Raw genomic sequence first — 20,501 nt, forward strand, 5'->3', positions numbered from 1 at the left:
AGTGCTTATTTTTATGCAATATTATTTTTAAAGGAGTCTAAACTATATACTATCCTGTGGCAGTTGCATTTGAGTTTTAAGTGTCCTGCAACTACAAACACTAGTTTGGTAATTACCATTACTTGAATGTTTTTAGGATTTATTTTTAATTAACGCTTAAATGTCTAATATATATAGAAAGTTGAAATTGAATATTAGTATATCCATCAAACGTAATCAATCCTGGATCAGGTTTTGGTATTACTTCAATTTCGCAATTTCTATTTAGCCTTTTATGTTCAAATTTAATTTCTTTTACTTTACTTTCTAAATCTTCTAATCTATTTGTACTATAAACTATAGTAGCATTTGGGAAATCATACATTACACTCATCCTTTCAAATAGTTATTTTTCTTTTCTCTAAGATTATTTTCTTAGGACACTTATAATTATATATAGTATTTATTATAGTTTAATGTCATATTTATTAACTGTTTGTAATAAATTTTACCATTGTATGAACAAAATAGAAAATAATCCTTAGCCATTCAATTATGTATTCTACATTTAAAATCTCAATCCCTATATAATTATTATATATTAATTACATATATTAGTTGTCAAAACATTATGTGATTTAATCTAATATGAAAAATAAGTACTTGGTATTTACCAAATACTTATTTTATCATTTATAAACCTTAGAATTAGATATAATTATAGTCTTTTGACTCTAATTATATCCTTTACTCTAAGTATATTTTAAAGAGCTATTTTTAAGTCAATATGTCTAACTTTAAAATCTTTCATGAATATAAAAAAAATAAGAACCAGTTTACCCAGTGTCTACCTTTAACATATGCACATGCAGTTTAATTTTATTTACAGTTTCCCTCATTGGAACCCATTTAACCTCAGGGCCATAGATATATTACAAATGAAAGTACTTATTATTATGACAGATATTTTTCTAATATATTATACAGCTTTAAACTCAAAAGCCTAAACATTCTCCAACTAGTATTACTTTGATTCGGTCCTTAAATGTTGACATGTTAGTAACTACAAGCTGATTACATGCACTTTCAGCTGCTTTGAAAAGTTCATCAAAATAAAAACTCTACTCATCCCTCCTATTCCCAGTATAATAAATCTAATCTTACATACCTTATATTTGTATGAAGCTTTCCTCATACAAAAAATCTTTATGTTTTCTATTTACTTTATGAATATAGCCATTGCTTTTTCACCACACTGGGGATTATTCATCTCCGGTGTTTAATTTCATTACAAAGCTTTCATATTACCTACTTAATTAGATTAGTACCTTAAATTTTAAACATTACTTCCATTTACTTTAGTTATTTAAATCTATATAATATATTCTTATAGATTATATTTGAGGAGTGATTTTATGCCAGTTATAACAATTGAAGGTCCAAAAATTACGAAAGAGCAAAAAGAACAACTTGTAAGTGAATTTGTAACTTCTGCAAGTAAGATTCTTAATATCCCTCAGCAGGCTTTTGTTACTCTTATAAGAGAAAATGAATTAGACAACGTTGGTAGTGGAACCCACTTATTATCTAATAGACAAAAATAGCTTTCCACCTCTTGAAGCCACTTAAAAAACAGAAGAATATATGTAGGCAAATCAAACAAAATAAGATAAACTATTTTTATAGATTTGTATTTTACTTGCTGATTTGTTTATCAGGTTTTCTTATTTTTATATATGCATTAAAATAGGAATAGGGGTGGTTATATGTTTAACACCTATATTAATAGATTTAAAAAGATGATTGACTCTATTAATTCAGATATTGTAAGAACATATGCACATCTAGATAAACAAAATAGTTTTATCAGAAAAAGAAAAATGCCTCTTTCAGATATTATCTTATGTACACTTTCTAAGAAAGGATTAACCATAGCAATAGAACTCCACCAATACTTTACTCAAAAAGGAGCATGCCATATGAGTATTTCAAAACAGGGATATTTGCAACAACGTAAGAAACTAAACTACAAAGTTTTTTCATTTTTGAACAAGGAATACCTTGAAGATTTTTATCACTCTACCGAACCAATATTATGGAATAATCATCTAGTGTTTGCTGTTGACGGAAGTAAAGCAGAAGTCCCAAATTCTGATGAAAATAGAGCATTTTTTGGAGAATGTGGTAATAATATTCCAAAGGTCAAGTAAGAGCTTTGGTAAGTAGTATATTTGATGTATTTAATCATTTCTTTTTAGATTTGCAAATAGATTCTATTAAAACAAGTGAAAGTGAGCTAGCAAAGAAAAATATTAATGCCATAAGAAAGATACTGCCGAATACAAATTTTATTGTTGTATTTGACCGTGGATATCCGTCAATAGAATTAATTCACTTTTTAGAGAAAAATGGAGTTCAGTATTTGTTTAGACTATCCAGCAATGATTATAAAAAAGAACGGGAGTTTATGATTACAGAAGATAAAGTTGTAAAGCTTACGCATACAAATCCAAGGCTAACAAAAATAAAAAAGAATCATCCTGAAATTGTGGAGGAATTAAGGGTAAAAAAGTATACTTCATCGAGGATTGTTTTATCCAAATTACCATCTGGAAATGAACTTGCACTGATGACAAATCTCCCGACTGAATTCAGTGGAAAAGAAATAGAGAATCTATATTTTAAGAGATGGGAAATTGAAAAAAATATCATACCCTGAAGAATAAAATGAAGCTAGAAAGTGTTACAGGAAAAGCAGCATTATATGTATATCAAGACTTTTGGGCACAAATAGTTGTTTACAACATGATACAGGACATCTTACATTCATCAAATAAAACTATAGAAAAAGAAACAGAGAAGCGTAAATATAAGTATCCTATCAGGATCAATGAAAATATAGCGATAGGACTATTTAAAGAAAAATTTATAAAATTGTTAATTGAACCAAATGATAGAATTAGAGAGGAAAAATTAATCCAATTACAAAATCCATAGAAAAATATGTTGTTCCCATAAGAAATCTTAAAAGTCAAGATAGGAAGCATAATATTTCTAACAAATATCAGAATAACCACAAAAGTAGTTTTTAAAAGAGCAAAAAATCTATCTTTATTGAAATAGGATCCTTTTGCTCTTTTTTTGATTTCAAATAATTAATTAACACTTTATTCAATAAAAAATGTCAATGTGAATACTAAAGAGTTCTTAAGTTTATGATGTTGGGTTTTACCTGTGGTTCCGAAAAGCTTATAGCTATGAGTAGAAAAAAGAAAAACTCCAATATAAAATAGAAGTGGGTTTGCCAACCACAACTAAAATATATTGGAGGTGTGTCCCAAATGGACAATAGTAGTTTAGCACACAGCAAAGTACAGTTTACAAGGGACTACACAGGGTAAGGGTCTGACGGGTGATGTGTTGCCCGTCAGATTTTCCATGTAATGTTCATCTTTTCGCTGATGGCTTCCACGGTAGTAACCAGCAAATCCAACACCCGCCGCTTATCGTCAAAGCTTACGGTTTCCCATGCGTCCAAGTAGCCGGAAATCTGCTGCACCTGTTCCGGGGATATGGTGTCCACCGTCAGTTCCGCAATCTCCTTGACAAGAGCCTGCTTACGGCTGTCCAGTTCCGCAATCTTCACATTCACATAGGAGAGCAGGACATTGTTTGCCCCGGTCAGGCTATCCACCAGCTTTTCAATTTCGGTGTTCACCTGTGCAAGCTCCACCTGCAAAGCGGTGATTTTCGGGTTGCCCTTTATCGCTTTTTTCCGTCCTGTCAACGTCTTATAGCTTTCCAGTTTTTTTACCATCTGCTGATACACAAGGGTTTCCAATTCGGCGGTGAAAATCTTGCCGCACCCGACACAACTTTTGTTGTCCAGCCGTTTGGTACAGCGGAGATATTGCGTCCCCACTCGGTTAATGATACTCATAAGGGCATAACCGCAGTTGCCGCATTTGATTTTCCCCGCCAGCCATGTATGGGTAGCCTTTCTTGCAGACTGGATTTTCATGTTGTTCATCAGCTTCTTGCGGCAGGCAAGCCATGTGTCGGCGGGAACAATTCCCTCATGGGGAGCCAGCACCAGCATTTGGTCTTTCAGGTCATTTTTCTTGCAAGCCTTTACGTCCCGCCCCTGATACAGATAGCACCCGTTTGTGCCTGTGAAGTCGGCAGCGTCATTGACAATAATTGTCCCCTGACTTTTGAAAAACTCATATACGTCAAGGTCTGCCTGTACATAAACCGGGTTGCGTAACATCTGCGCCAGCGTGGGGCGTATCAGTTACTTGCCGTAGAACAAAATTCCCTGCTGGGCAAAATGCCGGGTAATATCCCCGTAGGAGGTTTTCGGGTCGGCGTACATCTCGAAAATCAGCCGGATATGCTCCACTTCGTCCGGGTTCGCTATCAGCTTTTTTGTGTTGATACCGTCCATTTTGATTGGCTCCGAATGAAAGCCGTAGGGCGGTCTGCCGCCCATCTTGAAGCCCCGCTGGCTCCGGGAGTAGTAAGCGTCCTGTACCCACTTCTGGATTGTTTCCCGTTCCAGTTGGGCGAACACGATACAGATATTGAGCATGGCCCGCCCCATCAGGGTAGAGGTATCAAACTTTTCGGTAGAAGACACAAACTCCACGTTGTACTGCTGGAACAATTCCATCATGCCCGAAAAATCCAGAATGGAACGGCTGATACGGTCGAGCTTGTAAACGATGACCTTTGCAATCAGTCCCTTTTTGATGTCCCGGATAATCTCCTGAAACTTCGGACGGTCTGTATTTTTGCCGCTGAAACCCTTGTCTGTGTATTCCCTGCAACTACCGCCTTTCAGTTCGTATTTGCAAAACTCAATCTGGCTTTCAATGGATATGCTGTCCTTTTTGTCAACCGATTGTCTTGCATAGATAGCGTCTATTCGATTGTTCATTTCGTAGCTCCTTTTCTTAAAAAAGAAACGGAGCTGCTGACAGTTTTATTATACCGCCAGCAGCCCCGCAAATCAATGTTGTAAAGTCCTACTCCCCGGATTCCTGCCGCCTGTCTGCGTATTTGCGGAACACCTCATAAAGCTGTTGTTCCAGCTCCCGGCGTTTTGCCGCTTCCTGCCTTGGCGTAAAAATGGGGGTCAGGTTTTCCAGCATGATTTTCTTTCCCTGAAAAGAAACGGTTTCGGTTTCTTTTTTGTAGTTGATATGCTCCATAGGCTCTCCTTTTCCATATGAAATTTTCAAGGTACAAGCCGCTCATTGCGGCGAAAAGTATTTACTAAAATCATCACCTTGCCTTTGTATTGATTTTCTGTTCCCGCCGTACCTGTTCCAGAATATCGGCGGGGATACGGTCAACAAGACGCTGGATATTATGTAGTTCACTTTCCAGCCTTGCCTGTTTCGCTGGCTTTGGCCCGGACTTCCAGCTTCTTGTTTTCCGCTATCAAATCGTCAATCGTAACCCGGTATTTTTTAAGCTGACCGCTGAAATTTTCCATCTGCGGGAACCACTTTTTCAGCAGGGTGAGGGCTTCCTCCTTTTTCTTTCCGGCGTTGATAGGATTGATACCGTCCAGCGCCATTTCAATGGCTCTTGCCTGTTTGGAGAGGGAAACGGCCTGTTTGAATAATCGTGTCGGGATATGCTTACGACCTGTTTGAAATGCGCTTTCTCCACACTCCAATTCCGGGTATTTCTCCACCATGTAAGCGTAAAAATCGTCCTGCCATCTGGATAGGCTGGCCCGGTTGCCTAAAATCTCTTTGGCAGATAGGCGGTTATCCTCCGTCAGCGGTACAAAGGTGAGGTGCATATGGGGCGTTCGCTCGTCCATATGTACCACCGCCGACACGATATTGTCCCGGCCTACCCGCTGGATAAGGAAGTCAGCCGCCCTCTGGAAAAACGCCGCCGTTTCTCTTGGGGATTTCCCCTTAAAAAATTCCGGGCTGGCAGTTATCAGGGTATCCACAAACCGAGTGCTGTCCTTGCGGGTGCGGCACCCGGCCTGTTCGATACGGTTTTGAATGAAGTGGTAATAGCGTCCCTCCGGTTTTACGATATGGAAGTTGTACCTGCTCCGGCTGGTGTCTATGTCCGGGTTGCTGGCGTACTGTTCTTTCTGGCGTTCGTGGTGGGCTTCCAGCGGCCTTGCCGGGTTGCCCTTGTGCTTTTCAAAGCGTAAGATTGCGTGTTGCGGCAATATCTATCAATCCTCCCTTCGGTGACGGTTAGAAGCCTGTTTTCCGGGGTGGGAGTACAAACATACAGCCCACCCCGGAACGGCTTCCAGAAACCTTGTGATACCGGGCTTTTCCAGCCCTTATTTGTCCGCTTTGTTCCGTTTGTTTCGATTGCTTTTGTTCTTCTGCTTGCGGTGTACCTCTTTGGCACAGACTTCACAGTATTTTGCCCGGTTGGAGCCGGGGACGAAAGCCGCCCCGCAAACGGCGCACCGCTTCACATCACCGCTATGGAAAAACTCTGTTTCCAGCGGCAGAACCGCATGGCGGAACCATGTACAGCAGACGGAATAGGAAATGCTTTGGACGCAGACACATTCCTCCCCATCGTCCAGCATAAGGCAGTTGCCGTTATCGTAATTGCAGCACTCCCGGCGTATCAGGGCGTTGACCCTCTTGCGCTGTCCCGGCGTCATGCGGGGCAGAGAGCCGTCCGGCCTGCGCTCGATTGGCTTTAGTTTATCTCTCATGGGTATCCTCCGTTTTCATTGTCCTTTGCCGTTTTTCCCGAAAGCCGTTCCTGCCCCATTCCTGCGGCGTATTTCCTGCATTGGCACGCTCCCCAGCAACTTCGGACCAACGTGGCCCGAAGTGCGGTTCATGGCAGTGCTTCCCCTGCGGGTGGTATCCCTTTCGGACGGTCATTCACTTGTATTGTCCATCGATGAACTAACTCAAGTGTATACTTTTTTGACCGCCCCTCCCGTATATCCACAAGGTTGGAAAACGGGCCGAAAATGAAAAAATTCCATGCTTGTGGAAAGGTATGGTATAATGAGAACAGGCAGAAAACTGAAGCAGGGAAAGGAGGATACGGTTATGAATGTGGCCTTGACGATACAGGAACGGTTAAAGGATTTGCGGGTGGAACGGGGCCTTACGCTGGAGCAGTTGGAACAGCGGACAGGCATTTCAAAATCCGCTTTGGGCAGCTATGAAACAGAGGATTACAAGGACATCAGCCACACCAGAATTGTGACGCTGGCGAAATTCTACAGCGTGTCCGCCGATTACCTGGTTGGGGCTGACAGAAAACAAAAAACACCCAAACGCCGATCTTGCAGACCTGCGTTTGAGTGATGGCATGATAGACCTATTGAAAAGCGGGGCAATCAACACCCGGCCTCTTTGTGAAATGGCGGCGCATAAGGATTTTGTGAAGCTGCTGGCCGACATTGAGATTTATGTGGACGGCATTGCCAGTATGCAAGTACAGAACCTAAACGCCTATGTCAATCTGGCGAGGGACACCATAGAAAAAAAGTACCGCCCCGTTGCCGTCCGCTCCATTCTACTGCAAAATCGGCTCCGCTACATTGCGATAATCGTTAGTTTTTCGGTGGCTCTGCCCCCGCACCCCCGACCTCCTCCAAAGAACAGAGAAAACCAAACGGCGAAAGGCGTTGTCAATGGGAATGTGGAATAGCGGACGGAACGGAGCATATGCCTCAAAAGCCCATTGACATAAGCAGAAGCCCACACTAAACAGCAAGGTTCCCATGTCCTTTCACATGGGAACCTCTGCCACACGGCGAGTGGGGGGAGTTCCAGAGGTGGAACGCCTCTGGATACCTTGCGGCACTTCGGGCCAAGTTGGCCCGAAGAATTTGGATTGTGAAGGCAATGAAAATGATGTATAATTAACCCGGAAATAGCGCTAAACAGAAATTTGTTGGGCAGTTTTAACTGCTGATAATTTATAATAATAACGGGAGGAAAAGAATAATGGAATATTCTGCTATTGCATTAGTGTTTGTTGCCGGGCTACTGGCATATAACGAAATTTCTACATTGAAAAAAGTGATTCGAAATCAGGAAAAGCGGCTAAATCAATTAGCAAAACTGACAGGTCATGAGGATTTATCTTCATATTCGGTTTCTGATCAATTAAAAGAGCAAGTGATTCAGTTGAAACGGGAGGGTAAAACAATCCAGGCAATAAAAAAAATACGGGAACAGACCCAAATGGATTTAGTTGAAGCAAAACAATATGTTGACGAATTGGATTAAACCTGATTTATCAACATGAGCAGCTTATGGGTATAACGAGAAGTCGATAAATTTTAATTTACGGTATTCCTTTTGGGTTTTCATATACGCCCTGTCCGCTGATGAAAGCGGACTGTCCTTTGCGGCTCCACTCCGCAAATTCCCGCCCGCTTTCCTGCCGCTTAAAACGCCTTTGCCCTCCACGGCGGCAACGGCGTTTTCACGGCAACGCTTACAGAGCGTATAACACACTACACTTTGCTCCGCAAAGTTGTGTGCCAAGGGGCAATCCCCACAACAAAAAAGGCTGCATATTCCCTCTGCGAGAACATGCAGCCCTTTTGTTGTCAGCAGCCCGTTTCACGGTCTGCGTGTAGTTCCTTGTAAACTGACCTAAGTGGAATTGTAAATACCACATAGTTTTTGCACCAAAATATAGAAGACAGATAATATATGGAAAGATAAAATCAGATATGGGAGTAATACTAAGAAAATTGTGTGAACATAAGGATGTAGAAATTATTGAAGCAAATGCATGTAGGGATCACATACATATGCTTGTAAGTATACCGCCTAAATTAAGTGTACCACAGTTTATGGGATATCTTAAAGGAAAAAGTTCATTAATGATTTTTGATAGACATGCAAATTTAAAATATAGATATAGTAATAGGCGATTTTGGTGTAAAGGGTACTATGAGCGTTATATATTAGGAAAACCAACAAACCGTTCGAGCCTCACAGACTGGCTCTTTTTAAGCGGGGCCAAGTTGATTTGGGAAACGATAGCGGAATAGCTGACCGCAAGGTGTACCTGTTGCCGAATTGCGTACAATGTAGCCGCTTCAAGCCTTGTACTTTTAATCGAGTGCATGGTGCAGGCTTTTTTTGAAAGGCTTTTGTATGTGCCGCATTGGTAGTAAACATACAATTCCTTGCTTGCTATCCGTGACATTGCCCTGCCGCAATCCGCACAGCGGAGAAAGCCGCTGAACAGATATAGTTGTTTTTGCTTTGGCGCGGTGCGGGTATCGCGCTTTAACAGTTGTTTAACCTTTTCAAATGTTTCCCGGTCAACAAGCGGCTCATGGGTATTCTGAACGACAATCCAATCTTCTTCGGGTACAGCCTCGATTTTGTGTATTTTGTAGCTCTTGACACGGTTTCGGCCTTGCGCCATATCCCCAATATAAACAGGATTTTTCAGCATGTTGGTGACTGTGATGGTACTCCACATTGGCTTTGCCTGTCCGTTGGGGCAACTATACTTTAGACCCTGGCTCTGCTTGTAGAGGGACGGACACATAACGCCGTGGTCGTTCAGATGGTTTACGATTGCCCTAACCGCCATACCGTTTAGAAACATGGCAAAAATCTGTTTTACCACTTCGGCGGCTTCACGGTCTACAAGCAGGGCGTGTTTGTCGTTGGGGTCTTTGATGTAGCCATAGGGAGCGTAGGAGCCGATAAACTCACCGTTGCGCTTTTTATAGTCAACCACCTGCCGGATTTTCTTTGAGGTCTGATAGCAGTATTGATCGTTCATTACGTTTGTTATCGGCACAACCATGTTAGAAACGCTGTCCGGGTCATTGTAGCTGTCTATCCGCTCATGCAAGCTGATAAATCTTACATTCATCTGCACAAACAGCCTGTCAATCAGGATGTCCACCTCAACATAGTCACGGGAAAGACGCGAAAGGTCTTTGATAATCACACAGTTGATTTTCCCGGTGCAAATGTCGGACAATAATCTTTGAAAATCATCGCGGTCGGCGTCTGTTCCGGTAAAGCCATCGTCTTTGTATTCTTTAAAGTGGACCCCTTTGTCAAGACAAATTTTTAATCTATTTATAGTTAGGTCAATAAACAAAAATCTAAAAAAATATATCAATATACTTTCCCGCAAATTCTTCTCACTTTCAGATAAATATTATGTCATGGACTTGCCATCTTTAGATGGTGCGCAGCATCCTTGACGTAATATTTATCTGAAAGTATGATTTTGTTACTGGGAAGTAAAAATATCCTAACTTTTAAAATATATTTCAGCAGGAGTATTATATTTAAGACTTTCCTGGAGCCAGCCTCAATGAACAGATTTGTATATTTAAAGCTTGTAAAATGACTGCCCTGGTCACCATTCATAATTTCAGGATATGCCTGTTTCAAGGCGTTCTTACATGCATTTAGTACAAAACGAATCTCAAGATTGTCATCTATCTCCCAGCTTACAACAAAACGTGAATGCCAGTCAATAATTGCGGCTAGATAAAGCCAGCTTTTATGTATGGGAACATAGGTGATATCAATTCTCCAAACCTGGCTAGGCCTACCAATTACAAGTCCTTTAAGCAAATAGGGATAAATAATGTGACCTGATTCTGCCTTACTAGCATTCTTACGTGGATATATGGCCTGTATACCCATTTCCCTCATATGCCTGAGTACAGCTTTTTTATTTATGGTCATATTATTATATTTCTTAAGCCATACAGCAATTCTCCTGTATCCGAATTCAGGATGTGTTGTGTATATTTTATCGATTTCTCTTTTGATAAATAAATCATGTTCATCTGCCAAGGTGGTGACCCCTCACATATAAAGAGATGTAGTAATTTTTGTTGCATAAAAAACCCTTTTAAAGGAAATGGCGGCTTTGTTTTCACAAGCCGCCATTCCGCATTCGTCTAATTAACAGGTTAGGTTTGGCATAAACAACGGCTTTTTATTGTTGAGAAAAACTTCCTGAAAATAATTAAATCCCTCCTAAATATGATTGACTGTAAAGGCAATTCCAAGAGTGCTTTCGCCTACAGATTCCTTTTCGTCCTGTTAGTCCATGAGCTTATTAGCAAACTTCTTGTTCCATACCCCTGGAAGCAGCTCTACAAATGCCTTTCCAACAATTTCTCCAGCACTGTTTGTAAGATTGCACAGTTCCTCAAAGTACATATTGTGCATTTGGCCTTCCATGATGGGCGTAATGGTATATGTTTCTTCCTTGATGCCCGGCATGGAAACATCCCATCCGCTGGTGAATTTCAGTCCATCCACTTCAATGTACTTGTGAGATTTGATGGTGTAGTTGTTCATACGTTGCGCCGTATTCTTCATGATGTAAGTGCCATCCACGTAATCATGCTGCGGAAAAGAAAACAGCATGATCTGTTCATCATCGAAGAAGCGAAGGGAAAACCATTCCCAATGCCTCTCGGCGTTCACCAGATTATAAATGCCGCCCTGCTTATCAAACCATGCAGTTCCGGTGATACTAAATGTTTTGTCGCCTAATGTCATGGTGCCTTTTGCCGGCATACTGGGGTACGAATAGTATATGGTGCTATCCTTGTCGGTAAACGAGTCACTGCCCATCAGCAAATACCCATTGTCGCAATGCCAGAAAGCACCCTTGCCGTAATCAAGGTATACGTCATAGGAAAATCCGTCCCCATTAGCAATGAGATGCATTCCATTCTCGTTCTTTGTCAGCGAGATCATTTCACCATACTTAACAGTATTTTCATCCACAACAACATTTTTGTCATTGATTTCTGTCTTCTTAGTGAAATAGTGCTTCTTGTTGTTAAAGTCCGTAATCGCTACGTGCGATATCCAGGGGGTCATCATCGGAATTGATGCCTTGATTACGGTATACTGGTAAGAATACTCATTACCGGCCTCATCTTTAACAAAGCCTGTGGCGTACCACCATTCGGAAGCTTTTTTATGGCTGAGCCACTCCTGCTCAAAGGAACCATGATTCCGGCCCGAATAAGCAATTTCTTTTACCCTTGACATAGTATATTCTCCTTTCAGATTGACAAATTGTTTCAAATGTGTCACAGTGTCATTATAACGACTAATGGTCATTTTGTCATTAAGCAATTTTTAACGATATGTCACAAAAAAGACGGATACTCATAGTTTGTCGGATTGGAAGGTTGAATTTTTTATGAACGAGAGCAGGAAAGTCAAGTATACACGGAAAGTTATTAAGCAGAGCTTTTTAAGCCTGCTTATGGAAAGACCCATTGGAAAGATAACAGTAGCGGAAATATGTAAGTTGGCGGATGTACATCGTGGCACCTTTTATCAGCATTACCATGATGTATACCATCTCTTAGAAGTCATTGAGGAAGAATTGTATAAGCAGTTCGAAGAAATGCTGCCAATATTGGAAAATAGCATGACCTCCATCACATCGGTTGCGGTTACACTGATTTATAATGAACAAGATGTTTGCCGAGCCATTCTCGGCGAACACGGAGATACGCGGTTTTTGCAAAGGGTTTTGAATTTATGCAGACAAAGCAGCTATAACAGCTACGCTAAAATCGGCATAAATGAAAAGGATTCACAGGTCATTTATACATTTGTTACATCAGGCTGTGTAGGAATCATACTGTCATGGGTCAATACAGGCTTCAAAGAATCTCCTGATGTTGTTATGAGTTATATTGAAAGGCTAACACAATCTGGCATGTCGGATTTCATGAACAAGTAAAAAAGCGTAGTGCAGATTCACTACAACAAGGCAATAACTCCAACACGCAGTTCAAGTAAAGATCGATTGTTTCAAAGTGATTATAAAAAGCGGAAGCAAACGGAAAATAAACACGTCACAAACCTTACAAGGAACGGCAATTGGGGCGGTAAACGCTAACCGGCAAGCAGGGCAACTGTGGCCACAGTTGCACATTTTTTGTATTTTGCCCTGCGGTCAAACCACAAAAAATTGCTTGTTGGGGAGCCTCCCCAAACCCTGCCACATCGGGCCGACTTGACCCGATGTCATTTCTCCGGCGGTACAAATTCCAGCAGATCGCTAATCTCACAATCCAGAACCGTACATATCCGGACCAGAACGTCAATATCCAATCTGCTGATGCTGTTGTTACAATAATTATTGATTTGAGAACGCTGCATTTCTGCCTTGTGGCTCAACTTGTTTTTGCTGATGCCTTCTTTTTTAATCAGTTCATCCAGCTTTATTTTAATCGTTCCGTATTCCATCGGAAGCCCTTCTTTGTAAGTTAAAAATCCACATCATTGACATATATAGTATGTCCTAAGTAGAATGGATAAGTAAGCTTTAACAAGCCTTGTTAGACATATTACACATGCCAGTAAAAGGAGAGAAAAATGGATACTGCAAAAGCAAAAAAAGCGTTGAAGAAACTTACTAAACAGAAAGGCGTAAGCGAAGGGGCTGTGCGTCGTGAAATTGAAATCGCCATAGCGGAAGCCATGAAAAGCCTCGAGCCACAGGCACAGGCGTTCTGGAAATCTATCCCCCATAATGGAGAGCAGCCAACGCCGGAGGAAGTCACTACCTACATATCTGGATGATCATTCGGATAACTATTCATAAGCCTCTTAAATATGCTAAATAATATCTTTGTATTTAATGGCACATGTATTTTTTTACCCTTCATTGTACAATAAAAACTATATGATTTTTTTCTAATATTTTTTTATATTTATTTTGCTTCTTAAATAGCATATCACCCCAATCTTTTGCCCGAAGAGTTAAACCACATTTATATATTTTGCGGATTCCCCAATATTTCAGATTTCTTTGAATTATTTTTATTACATTCTTTGTACCTATACCAGCTGTTGTAGATATCACAAATGCAGCTTTAGAAAACATTTCTTTTACTGGTCTATGACTCATAAAAATACAACCGAAATGGTCAAGAAACACTTTAATTTGCCCACTCTCGGCAAGTGTATACACAGGTGAAGCTATAATAATACCATCAGAAATTTTAATTGTTTCTAAAATAGGACGAGTATATTTAATATGGGGGCAATATTCTCCACCAAAACTTCCTTTTTCAAAGCATTTAAAACAGCCGCAATAATATGTAAATAAAAATAAGCACCCTAAATGACGAGTGCCTATTTTATATAATATTATTTTTTAAGGATGCAATTTTGATATATCAACTCCTGGAAGTTGCATTTAAATTTAATGTGCCCTGCAGCCACAGACACAGCCTTATGTATCCCCAATGCCCAGAGGATAGTATATATACTTTATTATGTATTATATACATCAATTGTTACTATATTATTTTGTACAGGTTAAATAAATATTTACATATATCAAAAGGTACCCGAACTTAATCAAGTGCCATACACACTAATTACTACTATATAATTATACCATATCATATTCTCCAGTCTTCATATCCATCATCTATTTCTCTTTTACACAAAAAGAGTATATCTGAAATTTAAATATTAGTGTAAAAAGGAGATATATTAAACAGATATACTCATAGCAAGTAACTATCTGGAGTTTAGTTACACTTATATTTATATATATGCTCTAACTTTAATATTTATACACCTTCTAATGATTCTCAACTCTTATTCACATGTTTGATATTTTACTCATAGTATAGTATGGCATTATAAACAAATTTACGGTGGTACCTATGAGCATTAATGACCTTACAATGACAACTCTAATAAAAAAGTTCAAGCTCCTTATGGTGATTACCATGATGACTGGTATTGATATTAGAAAACATTCTATCATTCCATAATTAATTCAGTCAGATTACAGAAGAAGTACGCGTCAGTTTTCCAAGTACTTACTTTTGATATATACACATATAGTATACTTTTTATTCACGATTTCCCGCATTGGAGTCCCATTTAACCTCGAAACCCTTTAAAGCACTCTTATACAGCTATTTCTTTTTCATTACATGATAGTATATTTCATGAGAACACTTACAAAACGAAAAGTGAGGAAAACATTAAAAGAGACTTTGAGATATTCCTATGAATAAAATTTGTGAAAGATATGATGTATGTGTAGAGGATTTATTGTGTTATTTTTGCTATAAAGACAATGATAATACTTGTAAGCACTGCAGTCATACTAAAATGCTTAATTAGGAAAGGAGCAAAATATTAGTGCTCCTTTATTTGTTTATTTCATATTTATAAATTCCATCCCCCCCCCCAACAAAGCCACATTCTCCACTAATTCCTCCCTAGTGTCCACTACCTGATATCAGTTATGTCCTTGCCGGACTTCAAGAATTGTCCTTTAGGCTCAAATACCTTTATGGCATTTCATCTATTGATTCAGATTATGATTATCCCTATAATTGAAATCATTCCAATCGGAATTATCACAATCATCCACTACCCATCTTCCATCTTCATAAATTAGTGTATAATTTTCATACTCAGGAGGATATTCTTCATTAGGAAAGACCCCCTCTTCATTATAACAAAGTAAAGTAACATTCATTTTATTTTTATCTATAGTTTTATTTTCTAATTTGGCTTCCAATATTAACGATCTTGCACCAGGATCACAACCCAAAATATAAAAAGTGTTATTTGAATTTACAAATAATCCCGAATTTATGAAATAATTTGATTTTTTTTCTGAAAAATATACATTATAATATTTAAATAACTTATCATAAGTATTTACATTGTCTTTTAGCTTATAATAAGCATTATCAGTATATATAGCATCATTTTTATCATATGATGCAAGTAAATGAATCTTAACATATGCTTGATCTGCATTATATATCAACTTTTTTATTTCCTCATCACTTATACTTGGTATAAAAACTCCACTTACAATATCATTTATTAATGCATCCGAAACAACTGCAGCTCCACCTAAAACTACTACATCATTATATTTGTCATGTTGAGCCTGTATTGAAGATATTACAGAAGGATCAAAAGAATTACCAACTAAAATTAAAGGTGAGTTATTTGATGCTGCCAATACACTTCCTGATAAAGCATCTGGATAATTTTCACCTGAGGCGACATAAACCTTATCATAACTAAGATTATCCGCAAACTGTTTTAGCACAGCTGCATTTGTTTCATATCTACTTGCTCCTGAAAGTCTTGTAACATTTTTTAATTGAGATGCTACTGAATGACCTACAACGCCAGTTCCACCTATTATATAACTTTTACTATAATTAATAGAATTCAAAAATGTTTGTATATCAGAAGATAAACTATCTGATGATGTTAAAATTACAGCCATGCCTTGATCTGCTGCAATTGGCGCTATGGATAAAGCATCTGCAAATCCATAGGCATTTGTTACAACAATCCCATTGATATCACCTAAATTCTTAGCTACTTCCAAAGATGTCTCAAATCTATCTTTACCTGAAATTCTAGTTACTGTAATATTCATAGACCCCAATTCTGATTTTACATTATCAGATATAGAACCAGTACCTCCAATTAAAAACACATTCTTTACTCCAAGACTTTGTAATTCACTTTTAGTATTACTATCCAATGTATTTTTTCCAGTTAGAAGTATAGGCGCATTATATTTTTTTGCCAATGGCGCTGCACTTAATGCATCTGCAAATCCCTCCCCACTGGCCACTACAGCATAATTGGAACTTGTCCATCCTTCCTGTGCAATTTTAGCAGCGGTTTCATATCTAGTTTGCCCTGCTAATCTTTGATTAAATGATGCTGAATCAACAATTTGATTAGGTAAAATCAGTAATATGCTTAATATAAATATAGCAACAATACTTAAAAATTTCTTATACATAATTGTCCCCCTTATAGTTAACATTTTGTTTATATTGTAACAAAATATTCATCTAAATTGAAGATTTTTCACTATTACAGGAGGAAAAATAGTTTATGTTAGAACAATTAAGAAAGTTTAATGTATTACGAAATGAACCCTCCAGCTTGAACTAAGCGGAGTATTTTTGTTGGTTAAAATGAATTTCATTAATTCTTATTACCAGACTTTATTAATAATTAATTCCCAAAAGTATTATACTAACATAATATAAATATTGAAATGATAAATATAAGGAGAAAATAAACATTGGAAAATTATTATTGTCCTTTTGATTATTATTATGATTACTCTGATGACTACTATTAGTATTTTAGAAAACGTATTACTCCTGAAGTAATACAATCACATGTTGGTCAAATTGCACTCGTTGATATTAGGGGGCGTGGCACAGTCACAGCGCATATAAATGGTTACAATCGACGTACAGACATAGTATCTTTAACCATATTTACACATTCTAGTAATCAATCTGTTCATGTTCACCGTATTAATTAGCAACTATTTGAGTAACTTCATATAATATTCTAGAAGGAATAGTTTTTACGGAATTGTAAAAATATATATTATTAAGTTATTTAGAAGGTGAATGGTATGGCAATAAGGCCACAAATTTTACGTGCAGGAGATACAATAGGAATAGTTACTTTAGGTAGTCCATTATCTGCGGATGTTATTAATACTGGTATACAGACTCTTAAGAATATGGGCTTTAATGTGGTTTTAGGAAAATACGTATATTCTTATGGCGGATATATTGCAGCCACAGAACAACAAAGGGCCTCTGATCTGATGACAATGTTTAAAAACCCTGATGTGAAGGCTATTATACCATCAAGAGGTGGAGTAGGTGTTGCAGGTATTATACCATATCTTGATTATCCTATTATCACACAGAATCCTAAAATTGTCACAGGATACAGTGATATAACAATTTTATTAAATGTTTTGTATATATGGGCTAACTTAATTACTTTTCATAGTCTTCTTTTAATAGACTTTAAATCAACTACTCCTGCATACAACATGAATCAGTTTTTCACTGCTACATCCACACTTACCTCACCAAGAAGACTTGAAAATCCTCCTGGAATGCCTTTAATAAGCAGGGTCCCTGGCAATGTAACAGGGCCCATAGTAGGAGGTAATCTTACATCCTTTGTAGATAACCTTGGCACTCCATTTGAAGTTGATACCACAGGAAAGATACTTTTAATCGAAGAGGTTCATGAACCTATTAATACAGTCTACAGGTACATAAACCATCTAATATTATCAGGTAAACTTAGGGATTGTGCAGGTATCATTATGGGTGAATGCACCAATTGTGAGTCTGCATATGGTAAGTTATATGAGGATTTAATTAATGAAGTTATTATGCCATTGAATAAACCTCTTATGACAAATTTAGCATCAGGACATGGAACATACAAGATGGCTATACCTATAGGTGCTCAAGCTAATCTTAACACTTATAACAATACATTGACAATACTTGAGCCAACAGTGCGTATATAAAAAGATAGCAAAATTTTTGAATTATTATGGGAAGCTCATAACTATTTTATTCCCTAAGATTATTCATGTCATAAAGTTAGCTTTTTTTCTTTCCTAAACTTATTATTTTATGCTCTATTTCTACAAATTATCCACAAGTTATGCACATTATCTACAACATTCAAATAATTCTACTTTTTCCAACAAAAATAAGCACCCTAAATAACGAGATGCTTATTTTTAACAATATTATTTTGAAGGGATGCAATTTTAATATACTAGCTTCTGGCGGTTGCATTTGAGTTTAAAGTGCCCTGCAGCCACAGACACCGGATTAAATTTTCATGCGGTAGGGAACTAATTTATAATCTGTTATGATATTTATTATATATGGTATTTGTTACAATCCGATGTCCTATGTAATAACTATTTGTAAATAATATAAAAAATAGACACCCTGAACAAAGGATGCCTGCTTTGTGTGTAAAGAGCTTATTTTTTATGTTAGATTTAGAGTGCTGGTTGCATCCATATTTAATGTGCCCTGCAACCATAGCCACAGCTTTATGTATCTATGTATCCTCAAATGCCCAGAGGATAGTATGCATGTCTTATTACGTATTATATACATCAATTGTTATGATATTATTTTGTACAGGTTAAATAAATATTTACATATATCAAAAGGCACCTGATTAAGTTCAGGTGCCTTACACAATATATAGTATAATTTCTATTTATGGTTTCCCGCTTTGGCAGCCCCATTTAACCTCGGGGCTAGAGGCATAAGTAAATTGAAAGAGATTCGGTTCGGTGCCGTAAAGTCTTGTAACAGTTCCACATTTTTGGGAAAAACCTACTTCTGTAGAACTTACTCTCTGCAATCTAAGGGAAAAAGATCTTATTATGGCAGATATACCATACACAGTCCCTTCTAAAAATAGACAATAAAGAAACAATTACAAATTAGGATGGGTGAAGATATGTGATTTCTTTAACAGTATAAATAGTTTTCATTCTATATGGTTTTAATATGATTCATAAGAAAAAAAGGGGTATTCTAAGCCCCTTAACTACATCTTATTTATCTATGCAATTCAAAAATCCCTTAGATATATATACCTAAGGGATAAAATATTTACTAACTAAAGGACAGTAATATTTTCTGCTTGTGTTCCTTTTTGTCCTCTTCCTTCGTCAAAAGAAACTTTTTGACCCTCTTCAAGTGTTTTATAGCCTTCCGAATTTATTTGAGAAAAATGTGCAAAAACATCTTTTCCATCTTCTCCTGTAATAAATCCAAATCCTTTGTTTCCATTAAACCATTTAACTGTACCTGTCATATAAGTACCTCCAAAATTTTATTTCTTAAACTCTCTGTAACAACTATAATACACTAAATAAAATTTCGATAATAATAAATGCATATATTATTTAAGTACTTATTGAAATATACCTGTGTTTAGATTGATTACGATTCATTTAAGTGTTTGCTAAGTATACCACACATTATTAAATAAAGCAAATTATTTCTGTCAAGTTATTAACTCCCAAATAAATTACTCTTTATTTAAGGAACAATTTTATTCATAATATCTATGGATAAATAAATACTAGAAAATGTTAAATTTTACGTGTGGAATGTAGGAACTACGAAAAATGGGAAGCACATTGACAGGCATTCAAAGTCGCGCTATAATGTTAACATTGTTAGTAACTAACACTGAGAGGATAATCAATTTATGGATTTCTTGCAACTTGCTACTGAACATATAAGTCTGATAGTTACGCATTATCGCAATGGGCTGATTTTAGATCGTTTTAACAGATTTGCTAAAGGAGAAATTTTTATTCTTAATTTTCTTTGCCAATGCGATGGAACAGCTTTGCCAAGTGAAATCAGTGATGGTTTGGGCAGCAGTACAGCGCGTATTGCAACAGCGTTAGGTGCATTAGAAAAGAAAGGTTTGATAAACCGCGAAATGAACAAAAGCGATCGCCGTAAAATCATAGTTTCCATTACGGAAAGCGGAAAAGAAGTTGCCAAGGGCGAACGTGAACAATTAGTAAAACGGGGAGCTCGAATCTTCGAAGCGATGGGTGAAAAGGATGCAAAAGAGTTCACAAGACTGACAAAACGATATCTTGATTTAGCAAGGCAATTAGAATAA

General features: G+C 37.6%; 22 protein-coding genes and 4 pseudogenes. 13 read left to right on the forward strand and 13 right to left on the reverse strand.

Annotated elements, in window-relative coordinates; genetic code table 11:
- Positions 1 to 145: 145 nt before the first annotated feature.
- Positions 146 to 364, reverse strand: coding sequence for a hypothetical protein (locus CKL_RS13970; RefSeq protein WP_012103196.1), 219 nt, complete (start codon positions 362 to 364; stop codon positions 146 to 148).
- A 1,030-nt stretch (positions 365 to 1,394) separates the two neighbouring features.
- Between CKL_RS13970 and dmpI the strand changes: the two genes are divergently transcribed.
- The 4 genes from dmpI (at position 1,395) to CKL_RS13990 (ending at position 2,976) form a co-directional block, all read left to right on the forward strand.
- Entirely contained in the window at positions 1,395 to 1,583 is a 189-nt protein-coding gene (dmpI, locus tag CKL_RS13975) for a 4-oxalocrotonate tautomerase DmpI (RefSeq protein WP_012103197.1), read from the forward strand.
- Between the two features lie 162 nt (positions 1,584 to 1,745).
- Positions 1,746 to 2,189, forward strand: coding sequence for a hypothetical protein (locus tag CKL_RS13980; protein WP_012103198.1), 444 nt, complete (start codon positions 1,746 to 1,748; stop codon positions 2,187 to 2,189).
- 5 nt (positions 2,190 to 2,194) lie between these two features.
- Positions 2,195 to 2,698, forward strand: coding sequence for a transposase (locus CKL_RS13985; protein ID WP_012103199.1), 504 nt, complete (start codon positions 2,195 to 2,197; stop codon positions 2,696 to 2,698).
- A gap of 8 nt (positions 2,699 to 2,706) precedes the next feature.
- The gene (locus CKL_RS13990; RefSeq protein WP_012103200.1) at positions 2,707 to 2,976 is read left to right on the forward strand and encodes a transposase; all 270 of its coding nucleotides are present in this window, start codon (positions 2,707 to 2,709) and stop codon (positions 2,974 to 2,976) included.
- A 430-nt stretch (positions 2,977 to 3,406) separates the two neighbouring features.
- On the opposite strand, the pseudogene CKL_RS21370 reads toward CKL_RS13990, so the two are convergent.
- The 4 genes and pseudogenes from CKL_RS21370 to CKL_RS19935 all read right to left on the reverse strand — a co-directional run bounded on the left by CKL_RS21370 (position 3,407) and on the right by CKL_RS19935 (position 6,694).
- Positions 3,407 to 4,918, reverse strand: a pseudogene (locus tag CKL_RS21370) (recombinase family protein).
- Between the two features lie 88 nt (positions 4,919 to 5,006).
- Positions 5,007 to 5,192 (reverse strand): hypothetical protein, encoded by a 186-nt coding sequence (locus tag CKL_RS14000; RefSeq protein ID WP_012103203.1) that lies wholly within the window; start codon positions 5,190 to 5,192, stop codon positions 5,007 to 5,009.
- 73 nt (positions 5,193 to 5,265) lie between these two features.
- Positions 5,266 to 6,184, reverse strand: a pseudogene (gene mobV, locus CKL_RS14005) (MobV family relaxase).
- 120 nt (positions 6,185 to 6,304) lie between these two features.
- Positions 6,305 to 6,694: a cysteine-rich VLP domain-containing protein gene (locus CKL_RS19935; protein WP_012103205.1), complete on the reverse strand. Its 390-nt coding sequence runs from the start codon at positions 6,692 to 6,694 to the stop codon at positions 6,305 to 6,307.
- Positions 6,695 to 6,943: 249 nt separating this feature from the next.
- Between CKL_RS19935 and CKL_RS21375 the strand changes: the two genes are divergently transcribed.
- The 5 genes and pseudogenes from CKL_RS21375 to tnpA form a co-directional block, all read left to right on the forward strand.
- Positions 6,944 to 7,162 carry a hypothetical protein gene (locus CKL_RS21375; RefSeq protein ID WP_242652559.1) on the forward strand — a complete coding sequence of 73 codons (219 nt, stop codon included), beginning with the start codon at positions 6,944 to 6,946 and terminating at the stop codon, positions 7,160 to 7,162.
- Positions 7,089 to 7,497: pseudogene (locus CKL_RS14015) on the forward strand (helix-turn-helix domain-containing protein); the annotation flags it as partial. The gene CKL_RS21375 and the pseudogene CKL_RS14015, both read left to right, overlap by 74 nt.
- Positions 7,498 to 7,723: 226 nt before the next feature.
- Positions 7,724 to 7,864 carry a hypothetical protein gene (locus tag CKL_RS20915; RefSeq protein ID WP_155814035.1) on the forward strand — a complete coding sequence of 47 codons (141 nt, stop codon included), beginning with the start codon at positions 7,724 to 7,726 and terminating at the stop codon, positions 7,862 to 7,864.
- Between the two features lie 85 nt (positions 7,865 to 7,949).
- Positions 7,950 to 8,234, forward strand: a complete 285-nt coding sequence (locus CKL_RS14020; RefSeq protein WP_012103208.1) for a 50S ribosomal protein L7/L12 — start codon at positions 7,950 to 7,952, stop codon at positions 8,232 to 8,234.
- A gap of 374 nt (positions 8,235 to 8,608) precedes the next feature.
- Positions 8,609 to 8,911 (forward strand): annotated as a pseudogene (gene tnpA, locus CKL_RS19940) (IS200/IS605 family transposase); the annotation flags it as partial.
- 5 nt (positions 8,912 to 8,916) lie between these two features.
- Here tnpA and CKL_RS14030 read toward each other — a convergent pair.
- The 3 genes from CKL_RS14030 to CKL_RS14040 all read right to left on the reverse strand — a co-directional run bounded on the left by CKL_RS14030 (position 8,917) and on the right by CKL_RS14040 (position 12,014).
- On the reverse strand, positions 8,917 to 10,086 hold the full coding sequence (locus CKL_RS14030) for a recombinase family protein (RefSeq protein WP_479723165.1): 1,170 nt from the start codon (positions 10,084 to 10,086) through the stop codon (positions 8,917 to 8,919).
- A 65-nt stretch (positions 10,087 to 10,151) separates the two neighbouring features.
- Positions 10,152 to 10,796, reverse strand: coding sequence for a DDE-type integrase/transposase/recombinase (locus CKL_RS14035; protein ID WP_012103212.1), 645 nt, complete (start codon positions 10,794 to 10,796; stop codon positions 10,152 to 10,154).
- A gap of 252 nt (positions 10,797 to 11,048) precedes the next feature.
- Entirely contained in the window at positions 11,049 to 12,014 is a 966-nt protein-coding gene (locus tag CKL_RS14040; RefSeq protein ID WP_172634767.1) for a lipocalin-like domain-containing protein, read from the reverse strand.
- Between the two features lie 220 nt (positions 12,015 to 12,234).
- Here CKL_RS14040 and CKL_RS14045 point away from each other — a divergent pair, with 220 nt between their 5' ends.
- A complete protein-coding gene (locus tag CKL_RS14045) occupies positions 12,235 to 12,720 on the forward strand; it encodes a TetR/AcrR family transcriptional regulator (RefSeq protein WP_187147901.1) in 486 nt (161 codons plus the stop codon).
- Positions 12,721 to 13,007: 287 nt separating this feature from the next.
- Here the strand turns inward: CKL_RS14045 and CKL_RS14050 are convergent, their stop codons facing one another.
- Positions 13,008 to 13,229: a helix-turn-helix domain-containing protein gene (locus tag CKL_RS14050; protein ID WP_012103215.1), complete on the reverse strand. Its 222-nt coding sequence runs from the start codon at positions 13,227 to 13,229 to the stop codon at positions 13,008 to 13,010.
- A 129-nt stretch (positions 13,230 to 13,358) separates the two neighbouring features.
- Here CKL_RS14050 and CKL_RS14055 point away from each other — a divergent pair, with 129 nt between their 5' ends.
- Complete coding sequence (locus CKL_RS14055) at positions 13,359 to 13,565, forward strand: hypothetical protein (protein ID WP_012103216.1); 207 nt, start codon at positions 13,359 to 13,361, stop codon at positions 13,563 to 13,565.
- An 82-nt stretch (positions 13,566 to 13,647) separates the two neighbouring features.
- Here the strand turns inward: CKL_RS14055 and CKL_RS21380 are convergent, their stop codons facing one another.
- Together CKL_RS21380 and CKL_RS14065 are read right to left on the reverse strand one after the other, a co-directional pair.
- Positions 13,648 to 14,139 (reverse strand): flavodoxin family protein, encoded by a 492-nt coding sequence (locus CKL_RS21380; protein ID WP_341271443.1) that lies wholly within the window; start codon positions 14,137 to 14,139, stop codon positions 13,648 to 13,650.
- A 1,176-nt stretch (positions 14,140 to 15,315) separates the two neighbouring features.
- Positions 15,316 to 16,794 (reverse strand): cell wall-binding repeat-containing protein, encoded by a 1,479-nt coding sequence (locus CKL_RS14065; protein ID WP_012103218.1) that lies wholly within the window; start codon positions 16,792 to 16,794, stop codon positions 15,316 to 15,318.
- 633 nt (positions 16,795 to 17,427) lie between these two features.
- On the opposite strand from CKL_RS14065, the gene CKL_RS14070 reads away from it, so the two are divergent.
- Positions 17,428 to 18,351: a S66 peptidase family protein gene (locus CKL_RS14070; RefSeq protein ID WP_012103219.1), complete on the forward strand. Its 924-nt coding sequence runs from the start codon at positions 17,428 to 17,430 to the stop codon at positions 18,349 to 18,351.
- A 716-nt stretch (positions 18,352 to 19,067) separates the two neighbouring features.
- Here CKL_RS14070 and CKL_RS14075 read toward each other — a convergent pair.
- Both CKL_RS14075 and CKL_RS14080 read right to left on the reverse strand, forming a co-directional pair.
- Positions 19,068 to 19,256, reverse strand: a complete 189-nt coding sequence (locus CKL_RS14075; protein ID WP_012103221.1) for a hypothetical protein — start codon at positions 19,254 to 19,256, stop codon at positions 19,068 to 19,070.
- Between the two features lie 219 nt (positions 19,257 to 19,475).
- Positions 19,476 to 19,673: a cold-shock protein gene (locus CKL_RS14080; protein ID WP_012103222.1), complete on the reverse strand. Its 198-nt coding sequence runs from the start codon at positions 19,671 to 19,673 to the stop codon at positions 19,476 to 19,478.
- Positions 19,674 to 20,072: 399 nt separating this feature from the next.
- On the opposite strand from CKL_RS14080, the gene CKL_RS14085 reads away from it, so the two are divergent.
- The gene (locus CKL_RS14085; RefSeq protein WP_012103223.1) at positions 20,073 to 20,501 is read left to right on the forward strand and encodes a MarR family winged helix-turn-helix transcriptional regulator; all 429 of its coding nucleotides are present in this window, start codon (positions 20,073 to 20,075) and stop codon (positions 20,499 to 20,501) included.

The sequence above is a fragment of the Clostridium kluyveri DSM 555 genome (assembly GCF_000016505.1).
In the GTDB taxonomy this organism is placed as follows: Bacteria; Bacillota; Clostridia; order Clostridiales; family Clostridiaceae; genus Clostridium_B; species Clostridium_B kluyveri.